Source organism: Streptomyces sp. NPDC006265 (assembly GCF_040613555.1).
In the GTDB taxonomy this organism is placed as follows: Bacteria; Actinomycetota; Actinomycetes; order Streptomycetales; family Streptomycetaceae; genus Streptomyces.
In genome coordinates, this window is sequence record NZ_JBEXSH010000017.1 from 1 (window position 1) to 19,673 (window position 19,673).

The window sequence follows — 19,673 nt, forward strand, 5'->3', positions numbered from 1 at the left end:
TGCCGGCGCTGTGTCTCTGGGCGGCGCGGTTGAGGGAGGTCCGGAGCCGCAGGGGTCTGCAATCGGCCTGGGCGCGCTGCCGGTTGACGCCGTCGACGACCTCGGCCGCCACATCGTCACGGACCTGGTCGGGGGCGGATGTGCGGGGCGCTGTCCCGGGGTTGGACCGACCCGGGCGCCGACAGGGGTTACGAGGGCGATTCTTGGTAGGGCTGCGGCATCGGCACGGGCGGCCCGGCCCAGGCGAAAAGGGTGGTTCCCAGGCCAGGTCGTGTCCGCGAAGTCCCGTCGTTCGCCCAGAGGGCGGGCCCCGCGGCGTCCGGTGCGTGCTCTCGGCGTGCCGGGCGGAGTCCCTCGCACTGGACCGCACTGGCGTCACTGTTGGAGTCGACGTGCTCCTGGCTCGGATGCGGGTCGATGTAGAGGTCGCCCTCGCAGTGAGTGTGCTTGGAGTCGGTCTCGTAGCAGGTGTAGCTGCCCGGCTGGATGAAGTTCTCGCCGGTGTCGGCCGCCGTCTTGATGCTGCCGCGGTAGAGGAAGGGGTAGGCGTCGTAGCGGGAGGGGTTGGAGGTGCTGTAGCCGGAAGGCAGGGCGATGTCGAAGCCGATGGGCGGCTCCACCACGTTCGTCGTACCGACGACGATCGGCTTGCCGTTGTTGATGACGATGTCCGACACGGTGATACCGGTATCCGCCGCCTGAGCCGTCGGCGCGTTCAGCACAGAGAGCCCCAGCGCCCCCACGAGCGTGGCCACCGCGACGGTTCGTCTGCCCGTTTTCATTCACACCTCATCAGAAGCATGCCTTTGGAAGAGGCGGCAGCCTATCTGACGCGTTCATGCCCTCCGATGGGCCCGCCGGCCGTCGGGCAACGCCAATGCCATGAGGCACGGTCGTGCGATTGCCGTGTGGGTTCGTGAGACGGGCTGAAGGCCGAGGGGCCGCCCCTTATGACCTTCGTCACGGGAGCTCTCTCCGACTCGGCGCTGGGGGCGGACCCGATGGACTGCGCGCGGAGATGTTCGGCGCTCTTCGAGCCTGATCGGACAGCGCTGCAACACAACGAAGAGACCCCCTCCGCTCTGCGTTTCCGCAGTTCGGAGGGGGTCTTCCCCAGAGTGGCGGCGCCAGGATTCGAACCTGGGAAGGCTGAGCCGGCAGATTTACAGTCTGCTCCCTTTGGCCGCTCGGGCACACCGCCGGGGTTTGCTGCCCGGCGAGCCGCTTTTCCGCGGCGCTCCGTGGCAACGACGTAAACAATACCCGATGCGGAGGGGTGCTCCGCCACCCGATTGATCGGCGCTCGGAGGGCCACGGGTGGCTAGGCTTGTCCGGATGCGGCCCGGGACCTGAACGGGCCCTGCGACCGCCCCCATACGCCGGTACGCACGATACGCACCCCGATACAAGGAGCCACAGGACATGGCCGACTCCAGTTTCGACATCGTCTCGAAGGTCGAGCGGCAGGAGGTCGACAACGCACTCAACCAGGCCGCCAAGGAGATCTCGCAGCGCTACGACTTCAAGGGCGTGGGTGCCTCGATCTCGTGGTCCGGTGAGCAGATCCTCATGGAGGCGAACTCCGAGGACCGGGTGAAGGCCATCCTCGACGTCTTCCAGTCCAAGCTGATCAAGCGGGGCATCTCGCTGAAGGCTCTGGAGGCGGGCGAGCCCCAGCTCTCCGGCAAGGAGTACAAGATCTTCTCGTCGATCAAGGAGGGCATCTCTCAGGAGAACGCCAAGAAGGTGGCGAAGACCATCCGCGACGAGGGCCCCAAGGGCGTGAAGGCGCAGGTGCAGGGCGAGGAGCTGCGCGTCAGCTCCAAGAACCGTGACGATCTGCAGGCCGTCATCGCCCTACTGAAGGGCAAGGACTTCGACTTCGCCCTGCAGTTCGTGAACTACCGGTAGGTCGGGTCCCCCGGGCTCGCGCCCGCAGGTTCACGAGGAAGGGTGGGCGCCGTCGGTGCCCACCCTTTTCGTCTGCCGGCTGTCATCGGTGGCGCGGTCAGACCGTGGCACTGCCAGTCCGTGGCGCGGCCAGTCGGTGCACGGCCAGTCGGTGCGCGGTCAGTCGCGTGAGTTGCCGAACAACAGCCGGTAGGCGATCAGCAGGACGAGCGAGCCGCCGATCGCGGCTGCCCAGGTCGCGCCGTCGTAGAAGCCCTTGGTGATCGGGTGGTCCATCCAGCGGGCCGATATCCAGCCGCCGATGAACGCGCCCGCGACACCGATCAGGGTCGTGCCGATGAGGCCGCCCGGGTCGCGCCCCGGCAGCAGGAACTTCGCGATGGCTCCGGCCAACAGTCCCAGGATGATCCAGCTGATGATGGTCATGCCGTGAACCTGCCCTTTCACACTGTGCCCGCACTGTCCCGGCCATGTGATCCTGCTTTCGGCCATGCCGAGCCGGTGCGTCGTACGTCCGGCGTCCCGCGCGCGGCGTCCTTGCCACGCGCGTTCACGCTGTCTTGGCGTGGAGGACGCGCTGGGCACACCTGCCGGTTGCACTGATCAGTAAGGTGCGACCCATGACAGCCTCCGGTCCCGGACTGCGCCGCACCCTCGGCGTGGGCGACGCCGTCGTCATCGGACTCGGCTCGATGGTGGGAGCCGGGATCTTCGCCGCCCTCGCGCCGGCCGCGCGCGCGGCCGGCTCCGGGCTGCTCCTCGGGCTCGCCGTTGCTGCTGTGGTCGCGTACTGCAACGCCATGTCGTCGGCTCGCCTCGCCGCCCTGTATCCGGCCTCGGGCGGCACCTATGTGTACGGGCGGGAGCGGCTCGGGCAGTTCTGGGGGTATCTCGCGGGCTGGTCGTTCGTGGTCGGGAAGACGGCCTCCTGTGCGGCGATGGCGCTCACCGTGGGCACGTACGTCTGGCCGGAGCAGGCACACGCGGTGGCGGTCGCGGCCGTGGTGGCGCTGACCGCGGTGAACTACGGCGGTGTCCAGAAGTCCGCGTGGCTGACGCGGGTGATCGTGGCGCTGGTCCTGGGTGTCCTCGCTTCCGTGGTGGTCGTGTGTCTGATGTCGGGTGGGGCCGATGCCGGGCGGCTGGACATCGGGGCCTCGGGCGGGGCGGACGGGGTGCTGCAGGCGGCAGGTCTGCTGTTCTTCGCCTTCGCCGGGTACGCCCGGATCGCGACGCTCGGCGAGGAGGTGCGGGAGCCGGCGCGCACCATTCCGCGCGCGATCCCGCTGGCGCTGGGCATCACGCTGGTGGTGTACGCGTGTGTGGCGGTGGCTGTCCTTTCGGTACTCGGGTCGGGCGGTCTCGGGAACGCGACGGCGCCGCTGGCCGACGCGGTGCGGGCGGCCGGCGTTCCCTCGCTGGTACCGGTGGTGCGGAGCGGTGCGGCCGTGGCCGCGATGGGCTCGCTGCTCGCGCTGATCCTCGGGGTGTCGCGGACGACGCTGGCCATGGCCCGGGACCGGCATCTGCCGGGGGCGCTGGCCGCCGTGCATCCGCGGTTCAAGGTGCCCTACCGGGCGGAGCTGGCCGTGGGTGCGGTGGTCGCGGTGCTGGCCGCCACGGTGGACGTGCGGGGCGCGATCGGATTCTCCTCCTTCGGTGTGCTGGCGTACTACGCCGTGGCCAACGCGTCGGCCTGGACGCTGTCTTCGGCGCCGGCGGCGCGGTTGGTGCCGGCGGTGGGGCTGGTCGGGTGCGTGGTGCTGGCGTTCTCGCTGCCCGGGGTGTCGGTGGTCGCGGGCGCGGGGGTGCTGGCGGTGGGGGCGGTTGCGTACGCCGTGCGGGGGTGGATGAAGGCCGGGGCAGGGAAGGGGTAGGGCCGGCCCCTCCGCTACGAGCCGGGCCTTCAGGAGCCTCTCGAACCGGGGTCCTCCAAGCCACGTGGCCCGGGCCTCTTGGCGCTTTTCACCGAGGCAGGCGACTCAGAGCGCGAAGTACCGGCCTCCGGGCGCGGGTTGTGGGTCTTGGCTGTCACATGGGTCGGCAACTGCTCGATCGTGGTCATGGGTTCATCATGCGGGCAGTCGCTGACAAACGGGCGGGCCTGTGGATAACCCCAGGCCTGTGGAGACAGGGGAAGTCGTCGGCGGGCCGAAGGCCCTTCCGTCAGCGCACCGCGAACGGCTCGTCGGTCCGCACGATGTCGCGGCCGAGCGGGAGCAACGAGACGGGGATGAGCTTGAAGTTGGCGATGCCCAGCGGGATGCCGATGATCGTGACGCACAGGGCGATGCCGGTGGCGATGTGGCCGAGGGCGAGCCACCAGCCCGCGAGCACCAGCCACAGCACGTTGCCCACACAGGACGGCGCGCCCGCGTCATGGCGCTCGATCGTCGTGTACCCGAAGGGCCACAGGGCGTAGACGCCGATGCGGAAGGCCGCGATGCCGAACGGGATGCCGATGATCGTGATGCAGAGCAGCAGGCCCGCGAGCATGTAGGCGAGGAACAGCCAGAAGCCGCTCAGGACGAGCCATATGACGTTGAGTATGGTCCTCACTGGATCCCACCTGCCATCTTCTCGAGCCGGGCGATGCGTTCCGCCATCGGCGGGTGTGTGGAGAACATCTTCGAGAGGCCCTGACCGGGCCGAAACGGGTTCGCGATCATCATATGGCTGGCCGTCTCGATACGCGGCTCGGGCGGCAGCGGGAGCTGCTTCGTGCCCAGTTCGAGCTTGCGCAGGGCGCTGGCCAGGGCGAGCGGGTCGCCGGTGAGCTGGGCACCGGAGGCGTCCGCCTGGTACTCCCGGGAGCGGCTGATGGCCAGTTGGATGAGCGAGGCGGCGAGCGGGCCCAGGATCATGATCAGAAGCATGCCGAGCAGGCCGGGGCCGTCATCGTCGTCCGAGCGTCCGATGGGGATCAGCCAGGCGAAGTTGACCAGGAACATGATGACGGAGGCGAGGGCACCTGCGACGGACGAGATGAGGATGTCGCGGTTGTAGACGTGGCTGAGCTCGTGGCCGATGACGCCGCGCAGCTCGCGCTCGTCCAGCAGGCGCAGGATGCCGTCGGTGCAGCACACAGCGGCATTGCGCGGGTTGCGCCCCGTGGCGAAGGCGTTGGGTGCCTCCGTCGGGGAGATGTACAGGCGCGGCATGGGCTGGCGGGCCTGGGTGGAGAGCTCGCGGACCATGCGGTAGAGCGCCGGGGCCTCGAACTCGCTCACGGGACGGGCGCGCATCGCGCGCAGTGCCAGTTTGTCGCTGTTCCAGTACGCGTACGCGTTGGTGGCCAGTGCTACCAGGACGGCGATGACGAGCCCCATCCGGCCGAAGAAGCTGCCGATGACGATGATGAGTGCGGACAGTCCTCCCAGGAGGATCGCCGTCCTGAGCCCGTTGTGCCGGCGGTGCACGGTACGCCCTCCAGGTGGTGCGGCAGGGGGACCCTTGCTTGCTGTGTCTGCGGTGCCACTGGTGCCGCGTTCTCACGTCCAGTGGACCCTCCCGTACTGGTCAACGCCAGGCGGGAGGCCGTAGTTCCCTTGCGTGTGCGGCGGCGGGTGTGGCCCGTCCGGGTGACGGCGCCGGGAAGCGGCACGCGCGCGGTGTAAATGGCCGGGTTTCCGGGGAGCCCGGTCTGTTCGGAAGAGCCCGGTGTCGGACTGTTCGGAAGAGCCCGGCGTCGGGCTGTTCAGAAGAGCCCGGTGTCGGTGAAGCGCAGAACCAGCTGGGGTGCACCGGACAGGGCGATGCCGAGGAACCCGGTCAGGGCGATCGCGGCGGTGACGGGGCCGGGGACGCGGTGCTTCTCGGGTTCACCCTCGGGGGCGCGGAAGAGCAGGGCCGTCCACTGGAGGTAGTAGAAGAGCGCGATGACGACGTTGACGGCCATGACCACGGCCAGCCAGCCGAGGCCGGCCTCGACGGCTGCCGAGAAGACGGTGACCTTGGCGAAGAGGCCGATGATGCCCGGAGGCAGCCCGGCGAGGCACAGCAGGAAGAACGCCAGGAGCAGTGCGGACAGGGGGCTGGAGGCGTACAGGCCGCGGTAGTCGGCGACGCGGTTGAGGACCTTCGTCCGGCCGACGAGCGCTGCCACGGCGAATGCGCCGAGGTTCACGGCGCCGTACATCAGGGCGTAGGCGACGGTGGAGCCGATCGACTTCTCGGCGTTCCCGGAGTACGCGGCGGCGGCGATCGGCACCAGGAGATATCCGGCCTGGCCCACGGAGGACCAGGCGAGCAGGCGTACCGCGCTGTACGCGCGCGTGGCCTGCTGGCGCAGGGCTCCGGCGTTACCCACGGTCATGGTGAGCGCGCCCAGGACCGCCAGTGCGGGGCCCCACACGTCGGCGTACGACGGAAGGGCTACGACGGTGACGAGGATCAGGCCGCTGAAGCCGACCGCCTTGCCGATGACCGACAGGTAGGCCGCGATCGGCAGGGGCGCGCCCACGTAGGTGTCGGGCACCCAGAAGTGGAAGGGCACGGCGGCCGTCTTGAAGGCGAACCCGACGAGGGTGAGGACGACTCCGGTCTGGGCGAGCGTGTGGAACTGCCCGTCGACGTTCTGGATACGGTCGGCGACCCGGGTCAGGTACAGGGTTCCCGTGGTGGCGTACACGAAGCTGATGCCCATGAGGCTGACCGCGGTTGCGGTGACCGAGGACAGGAAGAACTTCAGGGCCGCCTCGGAGGACTTGCGGTCGCCGTACTTGAGGCCGACCAGCGCGAAGGCGGGCAGGGAGGCGACCTCCAGGGCGACGATCAGGGTCGCGAGGTCGCGCGAGGCGGGCAGGAGGGCGGCGCCGGCCGCGGAGGACAGCAGCAGGAACCAGTACTCGCCTTCGGGGAGCTCCTTGCGGGCGTCCTTGAGGGCGGTGACCGACAGGAGGGCGGCGAGGAGGGCGCCGCCGAGGACGAGGAACTGGATGACCAGGGTGAAGCGGTCGGCCGTGTAGCTGCACACGGTGGCGTCGCCGGTCAGGCAGAAAGTGCTGCGGTCGCCATCCAGGAGGGGCAGCAGCATCACCGTGGCGACGGCCAGGCCCGCCACCGACGTCCAGCCGAGCAGGGCCTTGCGGTGCTCGGCGACGAACAGGTCGGCGACCAGCACGACGAGTCCTACGACCGCCACGATGGTGGGCGGGGCGATGGCGAGCCAGTCGACGGACTGGACCAGCGAGGCGGCCAGGGGCTGGGCCGGGGAGCTCATCGGGTGCCTCCTGCGAGGAGCTGCTGGACGGCCGGGTCGCTCAGGCCGAGGAGTGCCTTGGGCCACAGGCCCGCGACGACGGTGAGGGCGACGAGCGGGGTCCACGCCGCGAACTCGTAGGAGCGCACGTCGGTGAGTTTCGGGGCGTCCCGGGGCAGGGCGCCCATGCAGACGCGGCGGACCACGACGAGCAGGTACGCGGCCGTCAGCAGTGTGCCGAAGGCGCCGATCGCCATGAAGGTGAGGAAGGCGGGGCGGCTGAGGCCTTCCGCCGGCTGGAACGCGCCGAACAGGGCCAGCATCTCCCCCCAGAAGCCGGCCAGGCCGGGCAGGCCGAGCGAGGCGACGGCGGCGAAGGCGAGCAGGCCGCCGAGGCGCGGGGCCTTGCCGTAGAGGGCGGCTCCGGTCTCCTCGGCGAGGGTGTCGAGGTCGGTGGTGCCGGTGCGGTCCTTCAGGGCGCCGACCAGGAAGAAGAGCAGGCCAGTGATGAGGCCGTGGGCGATGTTGGCGAACAGGGCGCCGTTCACACCGGTCGGGGTCATCGTGGCGATGCCGAGCAGGACGAAGCCCATGTGGCCGACGGAGGAGTAGGCGATCAGGCGCTTGAGGTCGCCCTTCGCGCCTTGCTTGGCGAGGGCCAGGCAGGCCAGCGATCCGTAGATGATGCCGACGACGGCCAGGGCGGCGAGGTAGGGCGCGAAGGTGCGGAACCCGTCCGGTGCGATGGGCAGCAGGATCCGGACGAATCCGTACGTACCCATCTTCAGCAGGACGCCGGCCAAGAGGACCGAGCCGACGGTGGGCGCGGCGGTGTGGGCGTCGGGCAGCCAGCTGTGCAGCGGCCACATCGGCGTCTTCACGGCGAGCCCGATGCCGATCGAGAGAACGGCGATGACCTGCACGGATGTGGTCAGCGACCGGCCGTTGTCAGTGGCGAGTGCCACCATGTCGAACGTGCCCGCCGTGATTCCGATCAGGAGCAGGCCGAGCAGCATGACCACGGAGCCGAGCAGGGTGTAGAGGATGAATCGCCACGCGGCCTGGCTCCTGCCCTCACCGCCCCAGCGGGCGATGAGGAAGTACATCGGGATGAGGACCATCTCGAAGGCGAGGAAGAACAGCACCAGGTCGAGGACGGCGAAGGTGGCGAGCGTGCCGGACTCGAGGACGAGCAGCAGGGCGACGAAGGCCTTCGGAGTCGGCCCCGCGGGCATCTTGAAGTACGAGTAGAGCGCGCAGAGGAAGGTCAGCAGCGCGGTCAGGACCAGGAGGGGGAGGGAGATGCCGTCGATGCCGAGGTGGATGCGTACGTCCAGTGCGGGGATCCAGCTGATGTCCGTGCCGGCCTGCATCTTCGACGGCTGGTCGTGGTCGAAGCCGAGCGCGAGGACGACCGCCGCGACGAGGACCGCGCCGGTGACGGTGACGCCGTGCCGGAGTACGGCCTGCTCGGGTGACTTTCCCTTCAGCCCGGGTGGGGCCGGCAGGAGGGCGGCGGCTGCGCCGAGGAGCGGCCCGACGACGACGAACGCCAGAAGGAACTGCATCACGGACTCGTTGATATCGATCACGCCTGCTCACGCTCCCGTGGCGGCGAGGACGACGGCGACCGCGAGGACGACGGTGCCGGCGAGCAGCGCGCTCACATAGGTCTGGACGTTGCCGGTCTGGGCGCGTCGTACGGCGGCGCCGAGCCAGCGGGGCAGCGCACCCGCACCGCGGACGTAGGTCTCGACGACCTCGCGGTCGAGGAACCGGACGAGGGCCGCTCCGGCCTGGACCAGGCGGACGAAGAAGGCCGTGTATACGGCGTCCAGGTGGAAGCCGGCGGCCGCGTGCCGGTGCAGGGGGCCGAGGAGCAGCCGTCCCGGGTCGGCGGGGTCCGGCGCGTAGGCGATGTCCCCGTAGGCCGGCTCGTGTGTGGCGATGGCCTCCGCCTCGACTTGGGCCGCGTCGCCCTCCGGGTGGGCCGCGACCGCGCCGAGCGGGACGCGGGCGGTGAGCGCGGTGGTGTGCCGCCAGGCGGCGTAGGTGACGATGCCGCCGACCAGGGCCACGCCCGTGCCGAGCACGGAGGTGGTCAGGGTCGGGCTGAGGTCGCGGCCGTCGAACCAGTCGGGCAGCAGGCGGAACGTGAAGCCGCCGAGGGCGAGGGAGGGGATGGCCAGCACCCACAGCACGACGGTCATCGTCAGTGGCTGGCGGCCGTGGTCGGGGGCTTCGATGCCCCGGCCCCGGAAGGCCAGCAGCCACAGGCGCATCGCATAGGCGGCGGTGAGCACGGCCGTGACGAGACCGGCCACGAGGACGATCCAGCCCGCGGCGGCGGGGGCGTGTTCGGTGTGGCCGGTGACGACGTGCTCGGCGACGCCGAGGACGGCCTCTTTGGAGAAGAAGCCGCTGAACGGCGGAATCGCGGCGAGCGCGAGCAGCGCCACGGTCATCGTCCAGTAGGCGTCGGGGACGCGGTCGCGCAGGTTCCGCATGCGGGACATGGCGGCGAGGGAGTTGGTGCCGGCGGCGTGGATGATCACGCCGGCCGCGAGGAACAGCAGCGCCTTGAAGGCGCCGTGGGACAGGAGGTGGAAGACGGCGGCCCCGCGGTCGCCGACGGCGAGGGCGCCGGTCATGTAGCCGAGCTGGCCGATCGTCGAGTAGGCGAGGACGCGCTTGATGTCGTCCTGGGCGAGCGCCGCGAGCGCCGAGCCGGTCATCGTCACGGCGGCCATGACGGCGAGGACGACCATCGCGGCCTGGGAGGCCTCGAAGACCGGAAGGAGCCGGGCGATGAAGTAGACGCCGGCGGCGACCATCGTCGCGGCGTGGATCAGTGCGGAGACGGGGGTCGGGCCCGCCATCGCGTCGGGGAGCCAGGTGTGCAGCGGGAACTGCGCCGACTTGCCCGCCACACCGGCGAGGAGCAGCAGGGCGATCAGCGTCGGGTGGTCGAGTCCGCCGCTCGCGACGGTGCCGAGGATCCGGGTGATGCGGAACGAGCCGGCGTCGGTGGCCAGGGCGAACAGGCCGATGAGGAAGGGGACGTCGCCGAGCTTGGTGACCAGGAAGGCCTTGAGGGAGGCGGCGCGGGCCTCCGGGGTCTCCCAGTAGTGGCCGACCAGGAAGTAGGAGCAGATGCCCATGACTTCCCAGCCGACCAGCAGCACGATCAGGTCGCCGGAGTAGACGACCAGGAGCATCGCGGAGGTGAACAGCGAGACGAGGGCGGCGTAGGAGGGGTAGCGCGGGTCGTCGCGCAGATAGCCCGTCGAGTAGATCTGCACGCACGAGGCGACCAGGCCGACCAGGACGGCGACGAGCGCGGCGAAGCCGTCGATGTGCAGGGCGAGCTCGATGGGCACCGAGCCGGTGGGGGTGAGTTCCATGGCCGAGTCGACGGCCGCGCCGCCGCCCTGGCGTACGGCGACCAGCGCGGCGAGCACCAGGGAGGTGAGCATCGGCAGGACGGCGAGCGGGCGGACGAAGCCGGGTGCCGTGCGGCCGAGGAGCAGGCCGGCGGCGGCGCCGAGGAACGGAAGGAGGGGGACGAGGACGGCGAGGGTGGTCGTGGTCACGCGGTGGCCTCAGCCTTCTGGGCCTCGTCGGACTGCTCGGCCGTGCGGGCGTCGTGGTCGGGGTCGTCGGGGTCGTGCCGCTCGGAGGTGTCGCGGAGCCTGTCGATGTCCGCGGTGCCGCGGTTGCGGTGGACGGCGAGGACGATCGCCAGGCCGATGCCGATCTCGGCTGCGGCGATGGCGATGGTGAAGAGGGTGAGGGCCTGGCCGGAGTGGAGGGTCTCCTCGGCGGTCCTGCTGAGCCAGACATCGAAGGCGACCAGGTTGAGGTTGACGGCGTTGAGCATCAGCTCGACCGACATCAGGACCAGGATCGCGTTGCGGCGGGCGAGGACGCCGTACAGGCCCGTGCAGAAGAGGAGGGCGGAGAGCACGGCGGGGTAGGCGAGGTGCATCAGCGGGCACCTTCCTGCTCAGAATCCCCGGAACCATCGGTGACCGTTCGGGAACTCTTGGTGACGGCCGGGGCGTTCACGGGGGGAGAGCTCGACTCCGCCTTCGCTTTGCGGGACAGGACGATCGCGCCGACCAGGGCGGCGAGGAGGAGGACGGAAAGGGCCTCGAAGGGCAGGACCCAGTTCTGGAAGAGGCTCGCGCCGGTGGCCTCGGTGGAGCCGGCGGCGGGACCGTCCAGGTCGATCCAGGTCGTGCGGAACGCGTCGACGACGACCCAGACCAGGGCGGCGGCAGCGGCGACGGCCACGGCGAGGGCGGCCCAGCGGTTGCCGGAGTCGGCGTCCGGGGAGCGGCCGATAGGGGCTCTGGTGAGCATCAGACCGAACAGGAGGAGGACGACGACGGAACCGACATAGATGAGGACCTGCACCCACGCGATGAACTCGGCGGTGAGCAGGAGGTATTCGACGGCGAGGCCGCCGAGGGTGACCACCAGCCACAGGGCGGCGTGCACCAGCTGCCGGGTGGTGACGGTGACGAGCGCGGCTCCGAAGGTCACCAGGCCGACGAGGAGGAAGGCGATCTCCACGCCGGTCGGGGAGAGGAAACCGTGGGTCTCGGCGGCGACCCTGGTGGTCGGGCCCGTCGCGAGGAGACCGGCGGTTACGGCGAGGGTCATTCCGAGCCCTCCTGCCCCGGCTTCGGCTGGTCCGTCTGCTGCTTGGAGTCGCCCTGCGGCCGGGTGGGCTGCTCGGCGGCGCGGGCCTGCTCGTCGGCGTGGGGCTCGGTGGCCGGCGGGGCCTGCTGGGCGGCGAGTTTGTCGGCGGTCTTGCGGGCGGCGGCGAGTTCCTTCGGTTCCTCCGCGCCGGGGTCGAGGGCCGGCGGGGCCGGGACGGTCCACATCCACTCGCGGAGCTTGTCGCGCTCGTGGGTGAGGTCGCGGATGTCGGTCTCGGCGTACTCGAACTCAGGGGACCAGAACAGGGCGTCGAAAGGACAGACCTCGATGCAGATACCGCAGTACATGCACAGGGAGAAGTCGATGGCGAAGCGGTCGAGGACGTTGCGGCTGCGCTCGCGGCCGCCCGGGGTCGCCGCCGGGACCGTCTCCTTGTGGGAGTCGATGTAGATGCACCAGTCGGGACACTCGCGGGCGCACAGCATGCAGACCGTGCAGTTCTCCTCGAACAGTCCGATCACACCGCGGGTGCGGGGCGGGAGGTCGGGCTGGGCGTCGGGGTACTGCGCGGTGACGGACTTCTTCGTCATCGTGCGAAGGGTGACGGCCAGGCCCTTGGCGAGGCCACTGCCAGGAATGGGGGCCATGGTTACTGGATCACCACCTTGACGATGCCGGTGAGGGCGATCTGGGCGAGGGAGAGGGGGACGAGGAGGGTCCAGGCCAGCTTCTGGAGCTGGTCCTCGCGCAGGCGGGGGTAGGTGACGCGCAGCCAGATCACGAGGAAGGCGAGGACGGCGGTCTTCAGCAGGGTCCAGACCCAGCCGAGTCCGTCGGTGCCCCAGGGGCCGTGCCAGCCGCCCAGGAAGAGGACGGTGGTGAGGCCGCACAGGACGACGATGCCGGCGTACTCGGCGAGGAGGAAGAGAGCGAAACGGAGGCCGGTGTACTCCGTGTACGCGCCGAAGATGATCTCCGAGTCGGCGACGGGCATGTCGAAGGGCGGGCGCTGGAGTTCGGCGAGGCCGGCCACGAAGAAGACGATCGCGCCGACGATCTGCCAGGGCAGCCACCACCACTCGAAGGCGTCGAGGATGCCGGGGAGGGAGACGGTGCCGGCCGCCATCGCCACCGAGGCGGCGGTCAGCAGCATCGGCAGTTCGTAGGCGAGGAGTTGGGCGGCGGTGCGCAGGCCGCCGAGGAGGGAGAACTTGTTCGCGGACGCCCAGCCGGCCATGAGAGAGCCGAGGACGCCGACGCCCATGACGGCCAGGACGAAGAAGACGCCCGCGTCGATGAACTGGCCGACGGCTCCCTCGCCGGGGCCGATGGGAATGGCGAGCAGGACGAGGAGGTACGGCAGGAGGGCGACGGCGGGGGCGAGTTGGAAGATGCGGCGGTCGGCGCCCGCGGGGACGACGTCTTCCTTCTGCGCGAACTTCACGCCGTCGGCGATCAGCTGGGCCCAGCCGTGGAAGCCACCGGCGTACATGGGGCCGAGGCGGCCCTGCATGTGGGCCATGACCTTGTGCTCGGTCTGGCCGATGACCAGGGGGAGGGTGAGGAAGACGACGAAGACGACCAGGAGTCGCAGGGCGACGTCGAGCACGTCGTTCACTGCGGGCCTCCTGCGGGGTCCTCGGGATTCTCCGGCTTGCTCGGGCTGGCGGTGGGCTTCACGTTGTCGTCCGTGGGCTGCGGCTGCATCGCCGGGTCCTGGGCATCCGCGGCGCCCGGGCTCTCGTGTGTCTCCGAGGACTCCGGTGTGTCCGGACTCTCGGGTCGCCTCGAAAACTCCGGTGTCTCCGGGCTCTCAGGTGTCTCGGCGGGCTCGGAGGTCGGCGAGGTCTGCGACCCGTCCGATGGCTCCGGGGCCGGTGATTTCGCTGCCTCCGGTGGCGTTTCGGGGGCCGGTTCGTCGAAGGCCGGGCGGGCGTGGTGCCAGGGGGCGTCGGAGGTCGGGGATGCGGAACCGGGCGTCGCGGACTCGAGGCCGGTCGCGGGGGACGCGGAGCCGGGCTCCGGGGCCGCGGGACCGCCGGGTTGCTGATTCGCCGACCCCTGTGACGCCGAGCGGTTGCGGCGCGGACCCGCCGAAGCCGGAGGGGTCGACTCACCTGGCGTGGACTGGCTCACCGACCCCTCAGCCGCAGAACGCGCCCGCCGCGGACCGGCCGAAGCCCCCGCACCACCAGCCGATGCCTCCGCACCGCCGGCCTGAGTCCCCTCACCAGCCGCAGACTGGCTCACCGACCCCTCAGCCGCAGAACGCGCCCGCCGCGGACCGGCCGAAGCCCCCGCACCACCAGCCGGTGTCTCCGCACCAGCCGGAGTCCCCCCACCAGCCGCAGGCTGACTGGCCGAGCCCTCCGACGCCGAGCGCGCGCGTCGTACCGGGCGTTCCGTCGCGGGGCGGGCTGCGCCTCGGGCGGGGCGGTCGCCAGCTGCGCGGCCCGCGCCTCGGGCAGGGGCAGGCGGAAGTTGGCCCTTGAGGGGGCCCCATTCGTTGGGGTCGGGGACGCCGGGTGGGAGCATCTGGCGGCGTTTGGGGCCGCCGTGTTCCGACTCGCCAGGTTCCTTCGCACCGGGCCAGGCCTTGGCGACGCGGGCGGCCAGGACGAAGTCCTTGCGCAGGGGGTGGCCTTCGAAGTTCTCGGGCAGGAGCAGGTGGTCCAGCGCCGGGTGGCCTTCGAAGGTGATGCCGAACATCTCGTACGTCTCGCGTTCGTGCCAGGCGGCACCCGCGTAGACACCGACGGCGGAGGGCAGGGCGGGAGACTCGTGCGGGACCGTCGTACGGAGGAGGAGGCGTCGCAAGGGGGACAGGGCCGCGACGTGGGCGGTGACGCGGAAGCCCGTGCCCGGTTCGTCGACCGCGCTCAGCCAGTCGAAGTAGGTGCAGCCGAGCAGGTCGCGGGCGCTCTCCAGGGCGGTGATCCAGGAGGCCGGAGGTACGTCGACAGTCAGGACGTCGTACGACTCCTCGGCCGTGGCGTCCGTGCCGAAGAGCTCCTCGGCGTCGGCGGGCAGCCAGCCGATCGCGGTCATCGTCCCTCCCCCGGCGTCGAGTCGGTGCCCGGGGCGGAGCCCGGCGCGGGGGCCGGCGGCTGCACCAGACCGCTCTGCAGCGCGGCGGCCGAGGGGCGCCCGGCCCCGCTGCCGTAGCGCTCCCCCAACGACTCGCGGGCGATCTTCTCCTGGAGCTTGAGGATGCCCTGGAGCAGCGCTTCGGGCCGGGGCGGGCAGCCGGGGACGTAGACGTCGACGGGGATGATCTGGTCGACGCCCTTGGTGACGGAGTAGGAGTCCCAGTAGGGACCGCCGCAGTTGCTGCACGCGCCGAAAGAGATCACGTACTTCGGCTCGGGCATCTGCTCGTAGAGGCGTTTGACGGCCGGGGCCATCTTGTCCGTGACGGTGCCGGAGACGACCATCAGGTCGGCCTGGCGCGGGCCCGGGGCGAACGGGATGACGCCGAGGCGGATGAAGTCGTGGCGGGCCATCGACGCGGCGATGAACTCGATCGCGCAGCAGGCGAGGCCGAAGTTGAAGACCCAGAGCGAGTAGCGGCGGCCCCAGTTGAGGATGACCTTCATCGGCTCGGGGGCGAGGCGGGCCAGGGCACCCAGCCGCTTGGGCTCGGGCAGCAGGACAGGCTCGGACACCGAGGGGTTCACGTCCATGCCAGGACGCCCTTCTTGTATGCGTAGAGCAGGCCGACGGCCAGGAAGCCGAGGAAGATGAACATCTCGACCAGGGTCGCCGCGCCGTAGCCGGGGGCGGCGAAGACGGTCGCCCAGGGGAACAGGAAGATCGAGTCGACGGCGAAGATCACGTAGAGGAAGGCGTAGACGTAGTAGCGGACCTGAGTGTGGGCCCAGCCCTCGCCGACGGGGTCGACGCCGCACTCGTACGTCAGGAGCTTCTCGGGGGTGGGGACCACGGGCCGCAACAGGCGGCCGGCTCCGAAGGCGACGGCGACGAACAGCACGCCGACAACGGCGAGCAGTCCGACGACCGAGTAGGACTGGAAGTAGTCCGCCGCGACGACGGTCGTGGTGACGACGGTCGGTTCCGGCACGTCCGTCCCTCGCTCCCTGAAACTCGGACCTGGATCCTGCGACGATGCTGCGGCTCACGGGGCACCGCCGTTCGACGATCTGTACGCACGGGAGTCTAGGCCCTGATAAAGGCAGGGTAAGCAGCCCGTCACGGGCCCGGCACACGAGGGTGGGGTTTTCCTCAGGTGATCCTGGCGGCCCACCTCATGGCGCCGTCGCCCACCGCCGGGCACGCTAACGCATATGACCCAACGCATCCCGTCCCCGGGGACGACGGCGGCCCGGGGGGCCGCCGGACAGGACGACCGTCCACCGCCGGCCCGGCTCGCCTACGACCGGCACACCTGGAAAGAGATCGCGCACCTGCTGGCCAACCTTCCGGTCGCGCTGCTCGGTTTCACCTATGTCGTGACGGTGTTCTCCACCGGTTTCGGACTGACCGTCACGGTGATCGGGTTCCCGCTCCTCGCGGCCGGACTCGTGGGGGCGCGGCAGTTGGGCAGGCTGGAGCGGGCGCGGGCCCGGGCGCTGCTCGGGGTGCGGATCGAGGAGCCGAGCCGGCTGCGGATGCGGGGCGGGGGCGGCTTCTTCCAGCGGTTGTGGATGCAGTTGAAGGACCCGGTGGGCTGGCGCACGGCCCTGTACGAGTTCATCCGGCTGCCGTGGGGTGTGCTCACCTTCGCCGTCACTCTGGCCTCGTTGTTCGTGCTGTGGCCGGTGCTGCCGTTCATCGCGCGGGGGCTGACCAACGCCGACCGGGCCATGGTGCGGGCGCTGCTGTCGCCCTCCGACGAGCTGGAGCGGCGGATCGCCGAGCTGGAGTCGGACCGGGGGGTCGTGGTGGACACGGCCGCGGCGGACCTGCGGCGCATCGAGCGGGATCTGCACGACGGGGCGCAAGCGCGGCTGGTCAATCTGGCCATGGGGCTCGGCCTGGCCAAGGAGAAGGTGCTGGAGGATCCCGACGCGGCGGCGACGATGGTCGAGGAGGCGCACGGCGAGGTGAAGCTGGCGCTCCAGGAGTTGCGGGATCTGGCGCGCGGCATCCATCCGGCGGTCCTGACCGACCGTGGTCTGGACGCGGCCCTGTCCTCGGTCGCCTCGCGCTGCACGGTCCCGGTGAAGGTGACGGTCGATCTGCCGGAGCGGCCGGCCGCGGCCATCGAGGGCATCGCCTACTTCACCGTCTCGGAGCTGCTGCAGAACGTCAGCAAACACGCGCGGGCGAAATCGGCCTCGGTGGATGTGTGGCGGACCGACACGCGGCTGCTCATTCAGGTGTGGGACGACGGGCACGGGGGCGCGAGCCTCGACAGCGGTACGGGGATGAAGGGCCTGGCGGAGCGGCTGGACGCCGTCGACGGGCTGTTCGTCCTGGAGTCGCCCGAGGGCGGTCCGACGACGGTCACGGCGGAACTGCCGTGGCGTGACCGGTCCGGGGCCCCGGGGTAGGGAAAACCCCCCGTCCAAGACGCCGACGGACTCCATGGTCCGCCGACCTGCGGCGGAGCAGGGTGGAGGTACGAGAGCACAGCCGCGGGACGAGGAGAAGGACGACGCCGATGGCCACGGAGTACGGACAGGGATACCGGCTCGACAGCGGGTCGGGCTTCCCGGGGAGCACCGAACGGCGCCGCCGGCTGCCGGCCGTGCTGCGGGCGCCGGTCGAGGGCCGCACCTGGCTGGAGCTCACCCATGTGCTGCTCAGCCTGCCGATCAGCATCCTGCTGTTCACCTACGCGGTCACGATGGTGTCGCTGGGGGCGGGACTGCTGGTCACGTTCCTGGGTGTGCCGGTGCTGGCGGCGGCGCTCGCCGGGTGCCGCGGCTTCGGGGCACTGGAGCGGATGCGGGCGCGAGGGCTGCTGGGCCTGGAGGTGGCCGAGCCGGAACCGCTGCGGACGCGGAAGCCGGGTGCGATGGCGTGGATGGGGGCCGTCCTCAAGAGCGGCGCCTCGTGGCGGGCCCTGCTGTACGCGGTGCTGCATCTGCCCTGGTCGGTGTTCTCTTTCGTGGTGGCCGTGAACGTGTGGGCGCTGGGCTGGGCGCTGCTGACGTACCCGCTGTGGTTCTGGGTGTTCCCGGTGTACGCGGGTCAGGAGGGGGTCCAGCTGTACGGCGACGAGGCCCACCGGATCTACCTGGACAACCCGTTCGAGATCACGGTGACCGCGTTGGTGGGGCTGCTGTTCACGATCGCCACGCCGTGGATCGTGCGGGCGCTGACGATGGTGGACCGGCTGATGGTGCACGGGCTGCTCGGGCCGTCGCGACTGGTCTCGCGGGTGGTGGAGCTGGAGTCGGACCGGGGGGTCGTGGTCGACACGGCCGCCGCCGACCTGCGGCGCATCGAGCGGGATCTGCACGACGGGGCGCAGGCCCGGCTGGTGGCGCTGGCCATGGACCTGGGGCTGGCGAAGGAGAAGCTCCAGGAGGATCCGAGGGCGGCCGCGCGGATGGTGGACGAAGCGCACGGTGAGGTGAAGACGGCGCTCCAGGAGCTGCGGGACCTGGCCCGCGGGATCCATCCGGCGGTCCTGACGGACCGGGGGCTGGACGCGGCGCTGTCGGCGGTGGCGTCGCGGTGCACGGTGCCGGTGCAGGTCGAGGTCGACCTGGCGGAGCGGCCGGCGCCGGCGATCGAGGGGATCGCCTACTTCACGGTGTCGGAGCTGCTGCAGAACGTCAGCAAGCACGCGCGGGCGACGTGGGCGGGCGTCGAGGTGTGGCGGACGGAGAACCGGCTGATGCTGCAGGTCGTGGACAACGGCGTGGGCGGGGCCGACGTGTCCCAGGGGTCCGGGCTCGCGGGGCTGGCGGACCGGCTCGACGCGGTGGACGGGATCCTGGTGGTGGACTCGCCGGCGGGCGGGCCGAGCCGGGTGAGCGCCGAGTTGCCGTGGCGGGGGGAGCACGTGCGGTGACCTCCGCGGGGGTCCGGCCCCCCGCGAGCCGTGACAGGGCCGGGGGCCGTCGCCTCCGGCCCCACATCTTTCCCTCACCACCCGATCGGCCAGTCAAGAAAGCCGGTCCCGTCCCCATACACTCCCCGACCCTGAAATGCTGGACCCGTCGCACGGGTGGGCGCGGAACCGTTGTGGGCTGCGGACGGGCGGCAGCGGGCTGTGGGGGGCCGAACATCGTGGAGGACAGGGTGCGGGTGGTCATCGCCGAGGATTCGGTGCTGCTCAGAGAGGGCCTGACCCGGTTGCTGACCGACCGTGGGCACGAGGTGGTCGCCGGTGTGGGTGACGGCGAGGCACTGATCAAGACCATCACGGAGCTGGACGCCCAGGGCGAGCTGCCGGACGTGGTCGTGGCGGACGTGCGGATGCCGCCGACTCACACGGACGAGGGAGTGCGGGCGGCGGTGCAGCTGCGCAAGGCGCACCCGGGGCTCGGAGTGCTGGTGCTGTCGCAGTACGTGGAGGAGCGCTACGCCACGGAGCTGCTCGCCGGGTCCAGCCGGGGGGTCGGCTACCTGCTGAAGGACCGGGTGGCCGAGGTGCGGGAGTTCGTGGACGCGGTGGTGCGGGTGGCCGAGGGCGGTACGGCGCTCGACCCGGAGGTGGTCGCGCAGCTGCTGGGCCGCAGCCGTAAGCAGGACGTGCTCGCCGGGCTCACCCCCAGGGAGCGGGAGGTGCTGGGGCTGATGGCCGAGGGGCGGACGAACTCGGCGGTCGCACGGCAGCTCGTGGTCAGCGACGGGGCGGTCGAGAAGCACGTCAGCAACATCTTCCTGAAGCTGGGGCTGTCCCCCAGCGAGGGCGACCACCGCAGGGTGCTTGCCGTGTTGACGTACCTCAACTCCTGATGCACCTCGACTTGAGGCG

18 protein-coding genes, 1 tRNA gene and 1 pseudogene are annotated in these 19,673 nt (G+C 70.8%); 5 read left to right on the forward strand and 15 right to left on the reverse strand.

The features are described from left to right. Positions 1-368 precede the first annotated feature (368 nt). Both ABZ281_RS03215 and ABZ281_RS03220 read right to left on the reverse strand, forming a co-directional pair. Positions 369-782: pseudogene (locus ABZ281_RS03215) on the reverse strand (hypothetical protein); the annotation flags it as partial. 337 nt (positions 783-1,119) lie between these two features. Beyond that, positions 1,120-1,201 (reverse strand) — tRNA-Tyr (locus tag ABZ281_RS03220). 221 nt (positions 1,202-1,422) lie between these two features. Between ABZ281_RS03220 and ABZ281_RS03225 the strand changes: the two genes are divergently transcribed. Continuing rightward, complete coding sequence (locus tag ABZ281_RS03225) at positions 1,423-1,911, forward strand: YajQ family cyclic di-GMP-binding protein (protein WP_031108414.1); 489 nt, start codon at positions 1,423-1,425, stop codon at positions 1,909-1,911. A gap of 159 nt (positions 1,912-2,070) precedes the next feature. On the opposite strand, the gene ABZ281_RS03230 is transcribed toward ABZ281_RS03225, so the two are convergent. Continuing rightward, the gene (locus ABZ281_RS03230; protein WP_266455606.1) at positions 2,071-2,337 is read right to left on the reverse strand and encodes a GlsB/YeaQ/YmgE family stress response membrane protein; all 267 of its coding nucleotides are present in this window, start codon (positions 2,335-2,337) and stop codon (positions 2,071-2,073) included. 194 nt (positions 2,338-2,531) lie between these two features. On the opposite strand from ABZ281_RS03230, the gene ABZ281_RS03235 reads away from it, so the two are divergent. Further along, positions 2,532-3,788 carry an APC family permease gene (locus ABZ281_RS03235; protein WP_356651579.1) on the forward strand — a complete coding sequence of 419 codons (1,257 nt, stop codon included), beginning with the start codon at positions 2,532-2,534 and terminating at the stop codon, positions 3,786-3,788. 289 nt (positions 3,789-4,077) lie between these two features. On the opposite strand, the gene ABZ281_RS03240 is transcribed toward ABZ281_RS03235, so the two are convergent. From ABZ281_RS03240 to ABZ281_RS03295, 12 genes are all read right to left on the reverse strand, one after another. Next, complete coding sequence (locus tag ABZ281_RS03240; RefSeq protein ID WP_142160641.1) at positions 4,078-4,470, reverse strand: YccF domain-containing protein; 393 nt, start codon at positions 4,468-4,470, stop codon at positions 4,078-4,080. Further along, positions 4,467-5,330 (reverse strand): zinc metalloprotease HtpX, encoded by an 864-nt coding sequence (htpX, locus tag ABZ281_RS03245; protein WP_356651581.1) that lies wholly within the window; start codon positions 5,328-5,330, stop codon positions 4,467-4,469. The genes ABZ281_RS03240 and htpX overlap by 4 nt, the downstream gene beginning before the upstream one ends. Positions 5,331-5,608: 278 nt before the next feature. After that, the gene (locus tag ABZ281_RS03250) at positions 5,609-7,132 is read right to left on the reverse strand and encodes an NADH-quinone oxidoreductase subunit N (protein ID WP_356651583.1); all 1,524 of its coding nucleotides are present in this window, start codon (positions 7,130-7,132) and stop codon (positions 5,609-5,611) included. Beyond that, complete coding sequence (locus tag ABZ281_RS03255; protein ID WP_356651585.1) at positions 7,129-8,703, reverse strand: NADH-quinone oxidoreductase subunit M; 1,575 nt, start codon at positions 8,701-8,703, stop codon at positions 7,129-7,131. The genes ABZ281_RS03250 and ABZ281_RS03255 overlap by 4 nt, the downstream gene beginning before the upstream one ends. A 6-nt stretch (positions 8,704-8,709) precedes the next feature. Continuing rightward, positions 8,710-10,704, reverse strand: coding sequence for an NADH-quinone oxidoreductase subunit L (locus ABZ281_RS03260; protein WP_356651587.1), 1,995 nt, complete (start codon positions 10,702-10,704; stop codon positions 8,710-8,712). Beyond that, positions 10,701-11,099, reverse strand: coding sequence for an NADH-quinone oxidoreductase subunit NuoK (gene nuoK, locus ABZ281_RS03265; protein WP_356651589.1), 399 nt, complete (start codon positions 11,097-11,099; stop codon positions 10,701-10,703). The genes ABZ281_RS03260 and nuoK overlap by 4 nt, the downstream gene beginning before the upstream one ends. Then, complete coding sequence (locus ABZ281_RS03270) at positions 11,099-11,779, reverse strand: NADH-quinone oxidoreductase subunit J (protein ID WP_356651591.1); 681 nt, start codon at positions 11,777-11,779, stop codon at positions 11,099-11,101. Before ABZ281_RS03270 ends, nuoK begins: the two co-directional genes overlap by 1 nt. Next, positions 11,776-12,426 carry a 4Fe-4S binding protein gene (locus tag ABZ281_RS03275; protein ID WP_356651593.1) on the reverse strand — a complete coding sequence of 217 codons (651 nt, stop codon included), beginning with the start codon at positions 12,424-12,426 and terminating at the stop codon, positions 11,776-11,778. Before ABZ281_RS03275 ends, ABZ281_RS03270 begins: the two co-directional genes overlap by 4 nt. Before the next feature lie 2 nt (positions 12,427-12,428). After that, positions 12,429-13,397, reverse strand: coding sequence for a complex I subunit 1 family protein (locus tag ABZ281_RS03280; RefSeq protein WP_356651595.1), 969 nt, complete (start codon positions 13,395-13,397; stop codon positions 12,429-12,431). After that, entirely contained in the window at positions 13,394-14,827 is a 1,434-nt protein-coding gene (locus tag ABZ281_RS03285; RefSeq protein WP_356651597.1) for an NADH-quinone oxidoreductase subunit C, read from the reverse strand. Before ABZ281_RS03285 ends, ABZ281_RS03280 begins: the two co-directional genes overlap by 4 nt. Next, the gene (locus ABZ281_RS03290; RefSeq protein ID WP_356651599.1) at positions 14,824-15,462 is read right to left on the reverse strand and encodes an NADH-quinone oxidoreductase subunit B family protein; all 639 of its coding nucleotides are present in this window, start codon (positions 15,460-15,462) and stop codon (positions 14,824-14,826) included. Before ABZ281_RS03290 ends, ABZ281_RS03285 begins: the two co-directional genes overlap by 4 nt. Continuing rightward, positions 15,453-15,860 carry an NADH-quinone oxidoreductase subunit A gene (locus ABZ281_RS03295; RefSeq protein WP_030234112.1) on the reverse strand — a complete coding sequence of 136 codons (408 nt, stop codon included), beginning with the start codon at positions 15,858-15,860 and terminating at the stop codon, positions 15,453-15,455. Before ABZ281_RS03295 ends, ABZ281_RS03290 begins: the two co-directional genes overlap by 10 nt. Before the next feature lie 223 nt (positions 15,861-16,083). Between ABZ281_RS03295 and ABZ281_RS03300 the strand changes: the two genes are divergently transcribed. The 3 genes from ABZ281_RS03300 (at position 16,084) to ABZ281_RS03310 (ending at position 19,654) form a co-directional block, all read left to right on the forward strand. Then, positions 16,084-17,292: a sensor domain-containing protein gene (locus ABZ281_RS03300; RefSeq protein WP_356651601.1), complete on the forward strand. Its 1,209-nt coding sequence runs from the start codon at positions 16,084-16,086 to the stop codon at positions 17,290-17,292. Positions 17,293-17,402: 110 nt separating this feature from the next. Further along, complete coding sequence (locus ABZ281_RS03305; RefSeq protein WP_356651603.1) at positions 17,403-18,764, forward strand: sensor domain-containing protein; 1,362 nt, start codon at positions 17,403-17,405, stop codon at positions 18,762-18,764. Between the two features lie 218 nt (positions 18,765-18,982). Further along, the gene (locus ABZ281_RS03310) at positions 18,983-19,654 is read left to right on the forward strand and encodes a response regulator transcription factor (RefSeq protein WP_030839810.1); all 672 of its coding nucleotides are present in this window, start codon (positions 18,983-18,985) and stop codon (positions 19,652-19,654) included. Positions 19,655-19,673 lie beyond the last annotated feature (19 nt).

What these genes read in the sequence shown, in the direction of transcription:
- ABZ281_RS03225 (WP_031108414.1), top strand. Translation starts at nt 1,423, where the DNA reads ATGGCCGACTCCAGTTTCGACATCGTCTCGAAGGTCGAGCGGCAGGAG.
- ABZ281_RS03230 (WP_266455606.1), bottom strand. Translation starts at nt 2,337, where the DNA reads ATGACCATCATCAGCTGGATCATCCTGGGACTGTTGGCCGGAGCCATC.
- ABZ281_RS03235 (WP_356651579.1), top strand. Translation starts at nt 2,532, where the DNA reads ATGACAGCCTCCGGTCCCGGACTGCGCCGCACCCTCGGCGTGGGCGAC.
- ABZ281_RS03250 (WP_356651583.1), bottom strand. Translation starts at nt 7,132, where the DNA reads ATGAGCTCCCCGGCCCAGCCCCTGGCCGCCTCGCTGGTCCAGTCCGTC.
- nuoK (WP_356651589.1), bottom strand. Translation starts at nt 11,099, where the DNA reads ATGCACCTCGCCTACCCCGCCGTGCTCTCCGCCCTCCTCTTCTGCACG.
- ABZ281_RS03270 (WP_356651591.1), bottom strand. Translation starts at nt 11,779, where the DNA reads ATGACCCTCGCCGTAACCGCCGGTCTCCTCGCGACGGGCCCGACCACC.
- ABZ281_RS03275 (WP_356651593.1), bottom strand. Translation starts at nt 12,426, where the DNA reads ATGGCCCCCATTCCTGGCAGTGGCCTCGCCAAGGGCCTGGCCGTCACC.
- ABZ281_RS03285 (WP_356651597.1), bottom strand. Translation starts at nt 14,827, where the DNA reads ATGACCGCGATCGGCTGGCTGCCCGCCGACGCCGAGGAGCTCTTCGGC.
- ABZ281_RS03290 (WP_356651599.1), bottom strand. Translation starts at nt 15,462, where the DNA reads ATGGACGTGAACCCCTCGGTGTCCGAGCCTGTCCTGCTGCCCGAGCCC.
- ABZ281_RS03300 (WP_356651601.1), top strand. Translation starts at nt 16,084, where the DNA reads ATGACCCAACGCATCCCGTCCCCGGGGACGACGGCGGCCCGGGGGGCC.
- ABZ281_RS03305 (WP_356651603.1), top strand. Translation starts at nt 17,403, where the DNA reads ATGGCCACGGAGTACGGACAGGGATACCGGCTCGACAGCGGGTCGGGC.